Here is a 15,362-nt window from a genome sequence, read left to right as displayed (position 1 = left end):
GTTCACCTCTCTACTTGCGCTCCACCGTTTCCATGATGAACGCTTCAATAACGTCGCCTTCCTTGACGTCATTATAGCTTTCCAAAGTAATGCCACATTCATAACCCTGTGCCACTTCTTTGGCGTCGTCCTTGAAACGTTTAAGCGTATCGATCTTACCTTCATGGATGACGATGCCGTCGCGGATCAGGCGGACTTCGGCGTTACGCGCGATCTTGCCTGACGTAACCATACATCCGGCAATCGTACCCACTTTGCTGATTTTGAAGAGGTTGCGCACTTCCGCGTGGCCGATAACCACTTCTTTATATTCCGGATCCAGCATGCCCTTCATGGCCTGCTCGATCTCTTCAATGACGTTGTAAATAACGCGGTGCAGGCGGATATCCACTTTCTCCTGCTCGGCGGTTGCGCCGGCCTGCGGATCTGGACGGACGTTAAAACCGATGACGATCGCATTGGACGCCGCCGCCAGAATGATATCGGACTCGGTAATTGCACCTGCGCCGCTGTGGATGATTTTGACGCGTACGCCCTCCACTTCGATCTTGGAAAGGGAACCCTTCAGCGCTTCGACCGAACCCTGCACGTCACCTTTAATGATCACGTTCAGATCTTTGATTTCCCCATCTTTAATGTGCTGGAACAAATCATCCAGCGTTACACGGACGTTACTGCCCAGATCCGATTGACGCTGGGTAATCGCACGTTTTTCGGCAATCGAACGGGCTTTGCGCTCGTCTTCGAAAACCATGAACGGATCGCCTGCTTGAGGTACTTCTGTCAAACCGGTGATTTCAACCGGGGTAGACGGACCCGCTTCCTTCAGGCGACGGCCCTTGTCATTAACCATGGCGCGGACACGACCAAAGCAGTTGCCTGCCACGAACGCATCCCCGACTTTCAGCGTACCGTGCTGTACTAATACACGGGCTACCGGTCCGCGGCCTTTATCCAGCTCGGCCTCGATGACCGCACCGCGGGCGCGTTTGTCCGGATTCGCTTTGTATTCGTTCACTTCAGCGACCAGAAGGATCATCTCGAGCAGATCCTCAAGTCCCATTCTTTGCTTCGCGGATACGTTGACGAAAATGGTGTCTCCGCCCCACTCTTCCGGAACGAGACCGTATTCGGTCAGCTCCTGCTTCACTTTATCCGGATTGGCATCCGGCTTGTCGATTTTGTTCACAGCCACGATGATCGGCAGCTCGGCCGCCTTTGCGTGGTTGATGGCTTCCACCGTCTGCGGCATAACGCCGTCATCAGCTGCAACGACGATAATGGTAAGGTCCGTAATTTGGGCACCACGTGCGCGCATCGCCGTAAACGCTTCGTGACCTGGTGTATCTAGGAAAGTAATTTTTTTACCGTTGATTTCAACCTGGTAAGCACCGATATGCTGCGTAATGCCTCCGGCTTCGCCGCCGGTCACGTTCGTGGAACGGATCGCATCCAGCAGTGTCGTTTTACCGTGGTCGACGTGACCCATGATGGTAACAACCGGCGGACGCGTCTTCAGATCAGCGGGTTCGTCATTCTCCTCAACGGTCTCGAAGCGGTCGTCTTCAACCACGATCTTCACTTCAACTTCGACGCCGAATTCGCCGGCAAGCAGCAGAATCGTATCGATGTCGAGTTCCTGGTTGATCGTTGCCATGACGCCCATAAGGATCAGCTTCTTAATCACTTCGGAAGCATCCTTATGAAGCAGCTTCGCTGTTTCACCGACGGTCATCGAACCGCGTACGATGATTTTCTTCGGCGTGTTGTCGATTTTTTCGCGCGGTGGCTGCTGTGATTGCTGTCTGCCTCTATTATTCTTGCCTCCACGGTTGTTTCGGTTAAATCCTCCGCCCTGGCGGTTATCGTCAAAGCGCTTCGAACCATTGTTGCCGCGGTTCTGGTTGCGGTTATTGCCTCCGCCGCGATTATCGTTCTGTCTGTTGTCACTGCCTTGCGCAGGCCGGTTGCCTGTGCGCTGTCCTCCGCCTTGCTGGGAACCTTGCGGACGGCTGCCACCCTGTCCGGACCCTTGAGGACGGTTGCCACCTTGGCCCGACCCTTGAGGACGGTTACCCGGTTGGGAATTGCCTTGCGGACGATTGCCCTGTGATGGTCCTTGATTCCGATTATTTGTTCCCGCTCCTTGCGTGCGGTTGCCTGATCCGCTTGATTGACCTTGCGGTCTGCTTTGCTGAGATCCTGAGTGACTTCTGCGGGAATCCTGCCCGCCCTGCGGTCTTTGCGACCCTGATTGTGTGGTGTTATTCAATTTATTATTCATACCTACCTGCTTTTCCTGTTGTTTTTGTGATGGGTCCGATCCGGCTGCCCGGCCGCCCTGGTTACGCTGAGTGCCTGACTCGTTTCTGACCGCGGAAGTGCTCGCCACGGTCTGGCGGTCTCCGCCTTCCCGCTTGGCGGCCGCATTCGACTTAATATCCTTAAAAAATTGTTCCACTTTCGAGACCGCATCATTCTCCATAACGCTCATATGATTGTTAACGGGAATATCAAGCCTTTTCAAAATGGTTATGATTTCCTTACTGCTCATATTAAGTGATTTTGCATATTCGTACACGCGCAGCTTATCTTTACTGTCCTGTTTACTCAATATACTCCACCTCCGAATTATCTCCAAGACTCTTGGAGATCATTTCTGCGAATCCTTGATCCGTAATGGCGAGCACAACCCTTTCGGGCTTTCCAATGCTTGTGCCCAGGCTTTCCCGGTCAAATCCGATCACCAGAGGAATGTTGTATGTCCCGCATTTATCGCGGAACTTTTTTTGTGTATTGGCTGAGGCGTCAGCCGCCAGCATGACCAGTTTCGCTTCGGAAGACCGGATCGCTTTCAGGACGATTTCGTCACCGGTGACCACTTTCCCCGCCCGCATGGCAAGACCCAGGCGGGACAAAGTTTTACTCATCAACCGAACGTTCCTTTACGGCCAAAAATTCGTCTTCCACGAGCACAAAGTCATCTGCGAGCTGCTCGTAAATTTCCGGTTTGACATGATGCTTCAGAGCCCGATCCAGTGATTTGTTCTTCTGTGCCAGTTTAAAACAAGATACTTTGCCACAGAGGTAAGCCCCCCGGCCCGACTTCTTGCCAGTCAGGTCGATCAGCACTTCATCTTCCGGCGTTTTGACAATACGGATCAGTTCCTTCTTGGGCATCATTTCCTGGCATGCCACGCATTTGCGCAGCGGGACTTTTCTTTGTTTCATGCCGCGACCCCCGTCCTGTTTGGAATTAATCGACGGAGACGGAATCTTGATGCATTTCACCCGAGGATGTTTTCGGTCTGCCGAATTCCTGTTCCGCCTGGCTCTCACTCTTAATATCGATCTTCCATCCTGTCAGCTTGGCTGCAAGGCGGGCGTTTTGTCCTTTGATCCCGATCGCGAGAGACAATTGATAATCCGGCACGATGACACGTGCCATCTTCTCGTCTTCAAATACAATCACTTCCAGAACCTTGGAAGGGCTGAGGGCATTGGCCACATACTCTTCCACCTGTTCGGAATAACGGACGATGTCGATTTTTTCACCGCGCAGCTCATTGACAATGGTCTGCACACGCATGCCCTTCGGCCCGACGCAGGAGCCGACAGGATCCACTTCCGGATTGCGGGAATACACCGCGATCTTCGAGCGGAATCCGGCTTCACGTGCGACAGAGCGAATTTCCACGACACCGTCGAAAATTTCCGGAACCTCCAGCTCGAACAATCGCTTCAAGAGCCCCGGATGCGTCCGGGACAGCATGATTTGCGGCCCCTTGGTCGTATTCTCCACCTTCGTGATGTAGGCTTTGATCCGGTCGCCGTGCTTGAACTTTTCGTTCGGCATCAGCTCGTTGAGCGGCAGCACCGCTTCCACCTTGCCAAGGTCCACGTAGAAGTTACGCGGATCCTGGCGCTGGACTGTACCGGTCACGATATCCTCTTCTTTGTCGACGAAGGCGTTATAAATCAGGCCGCGCTCCGCCTCGCGGATCCGCTGGGTGACGACCTGTTTGGCCGTCTGGGCGGCAATCCGGCCGAAATCCCGGGGAGTGACCTCGATTTCCGCAATATCCTCAATTTGGAAATGCGGATTGATCTCGCGGGCGGCAGGCAGGGAAATTTCGGTGCGGGGATCCAGCACCTCTTCCACGATCAGCTTGCGGGCGAACACTTTGATAACCCCGGTATTCCGGTTCATGTCGACGCGAACGTTCTGCGCCGTGTTAAAATTACGTTTGTAGCTGGAGATCAGCGCCGCCTCGATGGCTTCGAACAAAATGTCTTTGCTGATTCCTTTCTCTCTTTCCAACTCATTCATCGCTTCAATAAAATCCATACTCATTGGAAATCAATTCCCCCTTTCAAAGTGCAGCCTTGTACTTAAAAAATAATCGCCAGTCTAGCGCTGGCAACTTTTGCATACGGGATGCTGTATTCCTTCTTACCCGCAGAAATGACAAGAACGTCGTCCTCGAACGAAAGAAGCCGGCCTTCAAATTCCTTCTGGCCTTCTACCTGCTCGTAAACCGTTACAAAAATATCCTTGCCGACGGCTTTGGCTAAGTCTTCTTTCTTCTTGAGCGGACGTTCGGCGCCAGGGGAGGAAACTTCCAGAAAATATGCTTCGGGAATCGGATCGTTCTCGTCCAGCTTGTGGCTCAGGTACTCGCTGATCATCCCGCAGTCATCGATATCGATGCCGCCTTCCTTGTCAACAAAGACGCGAAGAAAGTAGTTGCTGCCTTCCTTCACGTATTCGATGTCGACCAGCTCGAAGTTATGCTCATCCAAATAGGGCTGTACCATTTGTTCCACAATTCCTTTGATCTTCGGTGTGCTCAAAGATTATAACCTCCAAGGCTTCAAATATCCTATATACCAAAGAGTAAAGAGTGGGTCGCCCCACTCTTTAAACAACGGTTTTATCTACATGATTACCAAAAAAATTATAACATAGTCTGGCAGTACTGACAAGTATGATGCCTTGACTAAACCTTGTCCAGCAAGGGGTTAGGGCGTTACACGCAAAAGACGGAATTAAAATAACGAAAGCTGGTTGCTCTCCGGCAGCCCCCGGAAGCAGCCCATTCCCGTAAGCAGCTCGATGATCGTCTTGCTCGCCTTGGATTTTTGCTGGAAATCCTCAATGGAGAGAAACTCCCCGTATTCGCGGGCGGCGGCGATATTCTTGGCCGCGTTCTCCCCGATGCCGGCCAGCGCCGAGAACGGAGGAATCAGCGATTCCCCGTCCACCGTAAACCGGGTCGCATCGGAACGGTACAGATCGAGCGGCTTGAACGTAAAGCCGCGTGCGGTCATCTCCAGCGCCATCTCAAGGATCGAGAGCATGCTTTTTTCCTTGGTCGTTGCCTGGAAGCCCTTCTGCTCGATCTCCTCGATTTGCCGGTAGATCGCCTCATAGCCCTGACAGCACAGCTCGATATCGAAGTCTTCAGCCCGGACCGAGAAGTAGGTGGCGTAATACTCGATCGGATGGTACAGCTTGAAGTAGGCCGTCCGGACCGCAGATATAACATATGCAGCGGCGTGCGCTTTCGGAAACATGTACTGGATTTTGAGACAGGAATCGATATACCACTGCGGCACCTTGCACCGCTTCATTTCCTCGATCCATTCCGGCGTCAATCCCTTGCCCTTACGCACGCTCTCCGTAATCTTAAACGCCAGGCTCGCATCCATGCCGGCTTTGTAAATCAGAAACAGCATAATGTCGTCACGGCAGCCGATCACCGTCTTGATGTTGCAGGTGCCGTTCTTGATGAGCTCCTGCGCATTGCCGAGCCATACGCCCGTTCCGTGGGACAGACCTGAGATTTGCAGCAGGTCGGCAAAGGAAGATGGCTTCGACTCAATCAGCATCTGGCGGACGAACTTCGTCCCCATCTCCGGCACGCCGTAGGTGGCCACCGGCGTCCGGATTTGCTCCGGCTTTACCCCGAGCGCCTCCGTTGAGTTGAACATGCTCATGACCTTCGGATCGTTCATCGGAATCGTCGTCGGATCGACCCCCGTCAAATCCTGCAGCATCCGCATCATAGTCGGATCATCGTGCCCCAGAATATCGAGCTTGAGCAGGTTTGCGTCGAAGGCGTGATAATCGAAGTGGGTCGTCTTCCATTCCGCGTTTGTATCGTCCGCCGGGTATTGGACCGGCGTGATGTCTTCCACTTCCATGTAGTCAGGCACGACGACGATGCCGCCCGGGTGCTGGCCTGTGCTCCGCTTGACGCCGGTGCATCCGGCGGCGAGCCGGTTCAGCTCCGCTCCGCGCCACTTTTTATGGTATTCCTCTTCGTATTTCTTGGTATAACCGAAAGCCGTTTTTTCGGCCACTGTCCCTATCGTTCCTGCACGGAACACACATTTTTCACCAAAAATCTCTTTCGTATAGTTGTGTGCTGTTGGCTGATATTCCCCGGAAAAGTTCAAGTCGATATCGGGAACCTTGTCGCCCTTAAAGCCGAGGAACGTTTCGAACGGAATGTCCTGGCCTTCGCCCTTCAGCATTTGGCCGCAGTTCGGGCATTGCTTGTCGGGAAGGTCAAATCCGCTCGGCACGCTGCCGTCCAGGAACCATTCGCTGTGCTTGCATTCCGGATTTTTGCAAATATAATGCGCCGGCAGTGGGTTAACCTCGGAGATGCCGAGGAACGTCGCGACGACGGACGATCCGACGGAGCCCCGGGAACCGACGAGATAGCCGTCCTGGTTCGACTTTTTCACCAGCCGCTCGGAAATGAGATAGTTGGCGGAGAAGCCGTATTTGATAATCGGCTCCAACTCCTTCTCCAGCCGCGCAACGACAACTTCCGGCAAGTCTTCGCCATAAATCGACCGTGCCGTGGCATAACAAGTGTTGCGGATTTCTTCATCCGCCCCGTCGATAATCGGCGTAAACAGCTTGTCGGGGAACAGCTCGTACTCCTCAAAGCGGTCGGCGAGTTCGTTGGTATTCGTCACAACCACTTCCATCGCCTTCTCCGGACCAAGAAACTCGAATTCCTCCAGCATCTCTTCCGTCGTCCGGAAATGGGCATCCGGCTTACGGATATCTTTCAGCGGGCTAAAGCCCGTGATACCGTGAATCGTAATATCCCGGAACAGCTTATCCCGCGGCTCCAAGTAGTGCACATTACCGGTGGCGATCACAGGCTTGTTCAGCTTTTCCCCGATCTCGCACACCGTTTTGATGGCGTTATTCAGCTCAATCGTGCTTCCGACGAGCCCCTTTTCTACAAGGTGCATGTACATCGTCAGCGGCTGAATTTCCAAAATATCATAGAACTGCGCGACCTCCGTCGCCTCCTCCACCGTCTTGTTCAGCACGGTTTCGAAAAACTCGCCCTTCTCGCAGCCGGAGATAACCAGCAGCCCTTCGCGCATCTCCTCCAGCTTCGATTTCGGGATGCACGGCACCCGCTTGAAGTATTCGGTGTGCGACATCGACACCAGCTTGTACAAGTTTTTCTTGCCGATCGGGTTCAGCGCGTAGATTCCGCAGTGGAACGGACGTGAATTGGACAGATCCGTGCCGACGTAATCGTTCAAGCGTTCCAGACGGGTCAGTCCTTTGATCTTCTCGGCATCCGCCAGCAGTCCGTCCAGAATGCCGGCCAGGGCAATCGTATCGTCAATCGCCCGGTGGTGGCTTTCCAGCGCCACTTTATACTTATCCGCCAACGTGTTGAGGCGGTGGTTTTTCATCGTCGGATGTAGCAATCTGGCCAGCTCCAGCGTATCCAGCGCAGGGTTGTCCAGTTCCGGCATGCCGAGCCCCTTCAGGGCAGCCTGGATGAAGCCGACGTCGAACCGTGCGTTGTGAGCTACAAGTACGCCGTCACCGACAAACTTGACGAAGTCCTGGATGACGGGCTCAAGCTCCGGCGCATCCTTGACCATTTCATCGTTAATGTTGGTCAACTGCTGGATGTGATACGGTATTTTTTCATGCGGGTTGACAAACGTAGCGTAGCGGTCGACTTCCTTGCCTTCCTGCATTTTGACGGCCGCAAGCTCGATGATTTTGTTGTTCGTAATCGACAGGCCGGTGGTCTCGATATCGAATACGATGTAAGTCGCAGATTTCAGGTCCATTGGCCTCGGCTGCATGACGACCGGAACCGAATCGTTCACCACGTTGGCCTCGACGCCGTAAATCATCTTGATCCCGTTTTTCTTCGCCGCCTTTGCCGCGTCGGGATAACACTGCACGCCGCCGTGATCAGACACGGCGATCGCTTTGTGACCCCACTTGGCGGCTGTCTTAATGTACTGGTCGATTGGCGTCACGGCGTCCATCGTGCTCATCGTCGTATGCAGGTGGAATTCCACCCGTTTCTCCGGAGCATTATCCTTGCGGGTAGGCGGCGCCTGGACTTCGATCAAGTCCGAAGGAATCATGACCAGTTCGGGAATCGTCATGAAGCGGTCCATCTCGACCCGGCCGCGGGCTTTCACCCATTTGCCGTTGGCGAGCAGGCTCAGAACTTTCACATCTTCCTTTGTCTTGGCAAACATTTTCATCTGCAGGGAATCCGTAAAGTCCGTCAGGTTAAATATGAACAGCGTGCTTCCGTTGCGCAGCTCTTTGCGGTCCAGGCCAAAAATCGTGCCCTGTACCGTAATTTTTTTCTCTTCGTCCTGGATTTCCTGAATCGGAACCGGCTGCTCCTTGATATCGTAACCGACCTGAAGAAAGACTTCCTCATCGTCACCTTCGGCTGCGCGCGCTTCCGCCTCCATGTTGGAGATCATCTTCTGGATAACCTCACGCTCTTCCTCGAGCTTCTTCTGCTCAAACTCCTCGTACATTTCCCGCTGGACTTCGCCGATTTGAATTTTGACACGGAGAGGAACTTCGAAGTAATGCGCGAAGAAACGAGTGAGCGCCTGGTCGATCTGCTTCTTTCTCGCCAACTCCAGCGACGTATTATCGGACATCGTGACCAGCAGGGTTTCCCCGTCCAGCTCATGTTTGGCCCTGGCCATCCAGCCGTTGACGGAAGGAATTTCGCGGTGAACCCACTCCAGGAAAAGGTTCCAATATGCGCCGACAATGTCTTTGCGGTCCACTTCTTCCGCATACTTGAATACAAACGACAGCTTTGCAATATGCTGCATTTTCTCCTGAAGCCTCAGGCAGAACGTCCGGTACACCTCACCGGGGACCAAGGTTTCCTTCCAAATGGTAATTCTCCATTCCTGATTGCTCCGGCTGATCTCCACTTGTTCGATATGACCATCCAGAAAATAAGGATCCACGATCGCGGGCGGCATTTCCCCCTGCTTCATCAGCAGCTCGAACCGTTTTCTCTTTTCCCCCACGTTTTCCATGCTCTCCTCCCCCTTTAAAGCGCTAATCCATAAACATGAAGAGCCTCTGTTCACAAAAATGTCTCGATCTCGTGCACCGACTCATTTCTGGCAGAAGCTCCTCATTCATTATTTCATCCGGCCTCTCTACCGATCCGCCGGGTTCTTCCCTGCTTATGCGTGAAACGAATCAATCTCGCAGCTTGGCTGCCGCGGCATTAATACGCTCTGGCAAAAACGACGGTATGCTTGGCAGGCTGTCCGCATACCAGACAGGTATGCTTCTCTTCCGCAGGTTCGAAAGGAATGTTCCGGCTGGTTGCCCCGGTTTCTTCCTTCACCTTGCTCTCGCAGGCTTCCGAACCGCACCATCCCGCCAGGGTAAATCCGCGCTGCTGTTCCATGCTGCTCTTCATTTCCTCCAGCGTATCCACCGAATAGAAATGGTCGTTCATAAACTGCTTGGCGCGATCGAACATTTCCTTCTGCACCTGATCCAGCATCGTCTGAACTTCTTCGACCAGGTTGGCCTGCTGAACAACCTTCTTCTCGCCGGTAATCCGGGAGACGAGCACGCAGACGCCGTTCTCCATGTCACGTGGACCGATTTCCAGACGGACCGGAACGCCGCGCATTTCGTATTCGTTGAATTTCCATCCCGGACGAAGGTCACTGCGGTCGTCCACGCGCACGCGGATACCTGCCTGCTTCAGCTCGGCGAACAGCTCGTCCGTGCGGCCTACGACTGCTTCCCATGTTTTCGGCGGTCCGATCGGAATCATGATCACCTGTGTCGGAGCGACCTTCGGCGGCAGCGCAAGGCCGCGGTCATCGCCGTGCACCATAATCATCGAGCCGATCAGGCGCGTGCTTGTGCCCCAAGATGTCGTGTGCACGTATTCCTGCTTGTTGTCTCTGCTTAAGTATTGAATGTCAAACGCCACCGCAAAGTTCGTGCCCAGGTAGTGGGAGGTTCCCGCCTGAACCGCGCGGCCGTCCTTCATCATCGCCTCGATGGAGAACGTCTCCACCGCGCCGGCGAATTTCTCGGAAGGCGTCTTCTGGCCGGTAATGACCGGAATCGCCAAAAACTCTTCCACGAATTGACGGTACACTTCCAGCATTTTCATCGTTTCTTCACGTGCTTCTTCTTCCGTCTCATGAGCGGTATGGCCTTCCTGCCACAAAAACTCGCTCGTGCGGAGGAACGGCAGCGTGCGCTTCTCCCAGCGGACGACGTTGGCCCACTGGTTGATCAGCACCGGCAGGTCGCGGTAGGATTGGATCCATTTGGCGTACATATGCCCAAACATCGTCTCCGACGTCGGACGGATCGCCAGACGCTCCTCCAGCTTGTCTCCGCCTGCTTCCGTCACCCAAGGAAGCTCGGGATTAAAGCCTTCGACATGCTCTTTTTCTTTCTGGAAAAAGCTCTCCGGAATAAAGAGCGGAAAATAGGCGTTGCGATGGCCCGTTTCCTTGAAACGGCGGTCCAGATCACGCTGGATGTGCTCCCAGATTTCATAGCCGTCCGGACGGAAGACGATGCAGCCGCGGACCGGCGAATAATCCATCAGATCGGCTTTTTTGATCACATCAATATACCAGCGGGAGAAATCTTCTCCCTGCGGCGTAATCTCCGTCACAAATTGTTTATCGTTTGACATAAAAATGGACTTCCTCCCAAGTTCACCCCGTTCTAGCCGGGGACATCATTAGTTATCCGTTAATCAATCGTAATATATCGTTATAGGTTACGGCAATCATTAATAGGAACAGCATGGCGAAGCCCACAAAGTGGACCATGCCCTCGCGGCTCGGATCGATCGGCTTGCCCCGCAGCGCTTCGACGCCGAGGAACACCAGCCGGCTTCCGTCCATCGCCGGGATCGGCAGCAGGTTGAAGATCCCCAGGTAGAGGCTGAGAATCGCCGCCCAATACGTCAGCTGCACAATGCCCTGCTTCGCAATCTGGCCCGTCACCTCAAACGTCCGGACAGGTCCGCCCAGATCGTCCATGTTAAACTGCTTGATCAGCTGGCCGAAGCCCTGGAAAATGATTTTGGTCGTATCGACCATCGCGACTCCCGCTCCACTGAACGTTTCGCCGATCGACGCTTTGCGGCTTGGCAGCTGCGGCGTAATGCCCACCTTGCCGCCTTCCTGGCCTTCCATCGCACGCGGAGTCAGCGTTACATTAAACACCTCGTCTCCCCGGCGGATCGTCCATTCCATCGGCTTGTCCTTGGATTTGGAGGTCAGATCAATCATTTTCTGATAATCCGCGCCGATCTTCACGCCATCGATCGATTCGATGATGTCGCCCTTCTTCAGGTTCGCTTCATATGCAGGCATGCCTTTGGATACGTCACCGATCTGCACGTACGTCGGATTTTCCAGCGGAATTCCCGCCATTTGCAAATGAACCACGAAGAGAACGAAGGCGAGAATAAAATTCATCAGCGGACCCGCAAAAATCGAGAGCGCCCGCTGCCCCACCGTCTTGCTGGCAAACTGGCGGTCTCTCGGCGCAATTTGCGTCTCATGGGATTTGGCGACAAGCATCGCCTTCGGATAAATCGGATACTGCTGGCTCTCGCCGTCCACGTTCAGGCGGACCTTCAAATCATCGACCATATCGATGAATTCCACTTCTCCGCGGATGACGTTCTTGCGGTTGTCCAGCTGATCCAAGTATATCTTCTTTACTTCGGCGCCGCTGACGCGGACCGCGATGGTCTGTCCAGGGTGAATTTCCACGATTTCGGGATCTTCCCCCGCCATCCGGGCATATCCTCCAAATGGCAGCAGACGCAGCGTAAACTGCGTTTCATTGCGTTTATAAGAAAACAGTTTCGGACCGAAACCGATCGCAAACTCCCGTACCAGTATGCCGGCGCGTCTGGCAAAGTAAAAATGGCCCCATTCATGTACCGTCACGATGACGAAAAACATGAGCACCGTCAAAAAAACTACCTGCACCATTTCCAAGCGTCGCATCCCCCTTAATTTGTCTGAGACCGAAAGTTCTGTCGCATCTATATCATCAGATGGATTAAAGCCAATAGCGCGAAAAGAAGCTCGTCTTTAATTCAGTCTATATAGATTATCATTATTCTCCGGTCCCGCACAAGAGAATCACTTCTCGTCATTTTTTTAAGTCAGGGGAGTAGAGTGAAGTATTGTCATGCCGCTTGCGCGCCAGCCTACAGCTTGGCAGCAAGCAGCCGCGTATTCCGGTCGCATTCCTCAATGTCCGCCAGCTGCGGATTCGGAATGTTGGCGTGCCGGTCAAGCACTTCTTCAAGAATATCCTCTATCTGTAAAAACGAAATCTCCCTGTTTAAAAACCGGCCTACCGCCACTTCGTTTGCTGCGTTAAACGCAGTGGTTGCTGTACCACCCATTTTACCACATTCAAAGGCAAGTCTTAAACAAGGGAACCGCTCCATATCCATTTCTCTGAAATGCAGTTTGCCCACTTCGGCCAGCGACAGCCGATTGGCAGGCGAATCCCAACGTTCCGGGTACGTCAGGGCGTACTGGATCGGTACGCGCATGTCCGGATTGCCCAGCTGGGCGATGATGCTCGTGTCGCGGAATTCCACAAAAGAATGGATGATGCTCTCAGGGTGAAGCAGCACGTGGATCTGCTCATACGGCAGGCCGAACAGCCAATGGGCTTCAATCACTTCCAGCCCTTTGTTGACCATCGTCGCCGAATCGATGGTGATTTTTGCACCCATCGACCAGTTGGGATGCTTCAGCGCATCCTCCACCGTGACCGATTGGAGCTGCTCCCGGGTCAAATCCCGGAACGAACCGCCGGAAGCGGTCAGTGTGATGCCGGCCAGATCGCCGCGGCGCTCACCGTTCAGGCATTGAAATATGGCCGAGTGCTCGCTGTCGATCGGCAGCATATTCACGCCTTTTCGCTTAATGGCCTCCGTGACAAGATGACCTGCGGTCACAAGCGTCTCTTTGTTGGCCAGTCCAATGTGCTTGCCAGCTTCGATCGCCGCCAGCGTGGAATGCAGCCCCATGCTGCCTACCACAGCCGTTACCACCGTATCGGCGTCCGTGCCGGCTGCAACCTCCACCAGCCCTTCATTTCCATAGAAAATTTCCGTACCGGGCGAAATCTGCGTCTTCACCTGTTCAGCCAGTTCTTTGGTTGCGACCGAAACCTTCTTCGGTCTGAACTGATGAACCTGCCGGAGCAGCAGCTCCACATTCGACCCGGCCGCAAGCCCTTCGATTTGAAAATGCTCCGGATGCTTCGACACGACATCCAGCGTCTGCGTGCCGATCGAACCGGTAGAGCCGAGAACGCTTAATTTCTTCATATTGAACCTTCTCTCGTATTAATAAGGCATCAGCATCACGATATGTACGAACGGAAATACGATAATCCAGCTGTCGCAGCGGTCCAGGATGCCCCCATGACCCGGCAGCAGATTTCCCGAATCTTTGATGCCGTATACACGCTTGTACGCCGATTGGACCAGATCCCCAAGCTGACCGGCCACCGCGCATGCCAGGCCGATGGCCAAGGCTCGTCCAATCGTGAGCAGTCCGCCCGACAGAAGCGCAAAGACCGCCGATGTCAACATGGCGATGATGACGCCGCCAAGGGCGCCTTCGATCGTTTTATTCGGACTGATCGCCGGCCACAGCTTGTGGGTGCCGATCCATTTGCCTACGAAGTACGCTCCCGCATCGCTCGCCCAAATCGACACCAGCAGCAGGAACGTCCAAAACACGCCGTGTCCGTCCGGAGCGCTGCGGGATTCGGCAATGTATGAAAAGCCTACGCCCACATAAACAGCTCCCAAAAAGAGCAGGGAGGTCATCTGAATGTCCACCTTGTTCTTGGTAACCACGGTCACCAGCAGGAACAGGAACAGAAGCAGCCAGATGACGTGCCCGAGCGGAAGCGGAAGGCTGATATCCAGCAGCTTCCACGGGAACATAAACAAAAGCACGCCCAGGTATCCCAGCATGGCCGTACCGATAAACGGGGATACCCGGGTCATTTTTACAAACTCATAATATCCGATCATTGCCATCGCCAGGACTAGAATGTGGTACGGCAGGCCGCCAAGCAGGCAAAATCCCAGAAAAACAACACCCGCAACAATTCCCGTGATCAGTCGTTGTTTCAACGGTATTCATCCCCCATCTGGCTAAGTCAGTCCGCCGTATCGACGCGTTCTGCGCTGGTATTCAGCAACCGCTTCGTATAAATGATTTCGGTTAAATTCGGGCCAGTAAATATCGGTAAACCACATTTCGCTGTACGCGAGCTGCCACAGCATGAAATTGCTGAGCCGCATTTCGCCACTCGTCCGGATAATGAGATCCGGATCCGGCATGCCCCCCGACAGCAAATGACGGTCGATCAGCTCAGGGGAAATATCATCAGGCGACAGCTTACCTTCCTGAATCTGTTTACCCAGCTCCTTCATACAATCCGTCATTTCCTTGCGGCTGCCGTAATTGAGGGCAAAATTGAGGACAAGCCCGTCGTTGCCGGCCGTCCGGCGCATCGCTTCTTCCATGGCATTCAGCGTATGCTGCGGCAGACCGTCACGGTCACCCATCATGCGGACCTGCACATTTTTTTGGATCAATTCGTCCAACTCGATCGCCAGAAACTCCTGCGGCAGACGCATCAGAAAGTCGACTTCGTCTTTGGGACGCTTCCAGTTTTCCGTAGAGAAAGCATACAGCGTTAAATATTTAATGCCCAGCTCGTCGGCGGCAATGGTTGCCCGCTTCACTGCCTTCATCCCGGTCTGGTGCCCGACGATTCGCGGCAGCCCGCGACTTTTGGCCCAACGCCCGTTGCCGTCCATAATGATGGCCACATGCTCAGGAACGTTGTCCATGGATCGCTCTGGCAAAAGCTGCGGGTCCTTCTGTTTCCACCACGATCGAACTCGTTTGATCATTCTAGTTCCTCCAAGCGGGTTTCTGCAAAAAAAGACACAAACCCCACCATAAAAGGAGGGGCC

Annotated in this window: 11 protein-coding genes; all 11 read right to left on the bottom strand. The window is 53.8% G+C overall.

What is annotated here, in order from left to right; translation table 11 throughout:
- Nucleotides 1–10: 10 nt before the first annotated feature.
- The 11 genes from infB to uppS all read right to left on the bottom strand — a co-directional run bounded on the left by infB (nt 11) and on the right by uppS (nt 15,299).
- The gene (infB, locus tag FHS19_RS02775) at nt 11–2,614 is read right to left on the bottom strand and encodes a translation initiation factor IF-2 (RefSeq protein WP_183578283.1); all 2,604 of its coding nucleotides are present in this window, start codon (nt 2,612–2,614) and stop codon (nt 11–13) included.
- Nucleotides 2,607–2,930: a YlxQ family RNA-binding protein gene (locus tag FHS19_RS02770; RefSeq protein WP_076168054.1), complete on the bottom strand. Its 324-nt coding sequence runs from the start codon at nt 2,928–2,930 to the stop codon at nt 2,607–2,609. The genes infB and FHS19_RS02770 overlap by 8 nt, the downstream gene beginning before the upstream one ends.
- A complete protein-coding gene (gene rnpM / locus FHS19_RS02765; protein WP_076168056.1) occupies nt 2,923–3,231 on the bottom strand; it encodes an RNase P modulator RnpM in 309 nt (102 codons plus the stop codon). The genes FHS19_RS02770 and rnpM overlap by 8 nt, the downstream gene beginning before the upstream one ends.
- A 25-nt stretch (nt 3,232–3,256) precedes the next feature.
- Nucleotides 3,257–4,354: a transcription termination factor NusA gene (gene nusA / locus FHS19_RS02760; RefSeq protein ID WP_183578279.1), complete on the bottom strand. Its 1,098-nt coding sequence runs from the start codon at nt 4,352–4,354 to the stop codon at nt 3,257–3,259.
- 38 nt (nt 4,355–4,392) lie between these two features.
- Complete coding sequence (rimP, locus tag FHS19_RS02755) at nt 4,393–4,854, bottom strand: ribosome maturation factor RimP (RefSeq protein ID WP_183578276.1); 462 nt, start codon at nt 4,852–4,854, stop codon at nt 4,393–4,395.
- 195 nt (nt 4,855–5,049) lie between these two features.
- A complete protein-coding gene (locus FHS19_RS02750) occupies nt 5,050–9,366 on the bottom strand; it encodes a PolC-type DNA polymerase III (protein WP_183578273.1) in 4,317 nt (1,438 codons plus the stop codon).
- A 197-nt stretch (nt 9,367–9,563) separates the two neighbouring features.
- On the bottom strand, nt 9,564–11,012 hold the full coding sequence (gene proS, locus FHS19_RS02745; protein WP_183578270.1) for a proline--tRNA ligase: 1,449 nt from the start codon (nt 11,010–11,012) through the stop codon (nt 9,564–9,566).
- 52 nt (nt 11,013–11,064) lie between these two features.
- Nucleotides 11,065–12,336, bottom strand: coding sequence for an RIP metalloprotease RseP (gene rseP / locus FHS19_RS02740; protein ID WP_183578267.1), 1,272 nt, complete (start codon nt 12,334–12,336; stop codon nt 11,065–11,067).
- Between the two features lie 215 nt (nt 12,337–12,551).
- On the bottom strand, nt 12,552–13,691 hold the full coding sequence (locus FHS19_RS02735; RefSeq protein WP_183578263.1) for a 1-deoxy-D-xylulose-5-phosphate reductoisomerase: 1,140 nt from the start codon (nt 13,689–13,691) through the stop codon (nt 12,552–12,554).
- An 18-nt stretch (nt 13,692–13,709) separates the two neighbouring features.
- Nucleotides 13,710–14,510, bottom strand: a complete 801-nt coding sequence (locus FHS19_RS02730; RefSeq protein WP_183578260.1) for a phosphatidate cytidylyltransferase — start codon at nt 14,508–14,510, stop codon at nt 13,710–13,712.
- Between the two features lie 21 nt (nt 14,511–14,531).
- Nucleotides 14,532–15,299, bottom strand: coding sequence for an undecaprenyl pyrophosphate synthase (uppS, locus tag FHS19_RS02725; RefSeq protein WP_183578256.1), 768 nt, complete (start codon nt 15,297–15,299; stop codon nt 14,532–14,534).
- Nucleotides 15,300–15,362: the final 63 nt, after the last annotated feature.

The sequence above is a fragment of the Paenibacillus rhizosphaerae genome (assembly GCF_014192015.1).
GTDB lineage: Bacteria > Bacillota > Bacilli > Paenibacillales > Paenibacillaceae > Paenibacillus_AQ > Paenibacillus_AQ rhizosphaerae.
Note: the sequence above shows the minus strand (reverse complement) of the source record. Positions and strands in the feature narration are given on the sequence as shown.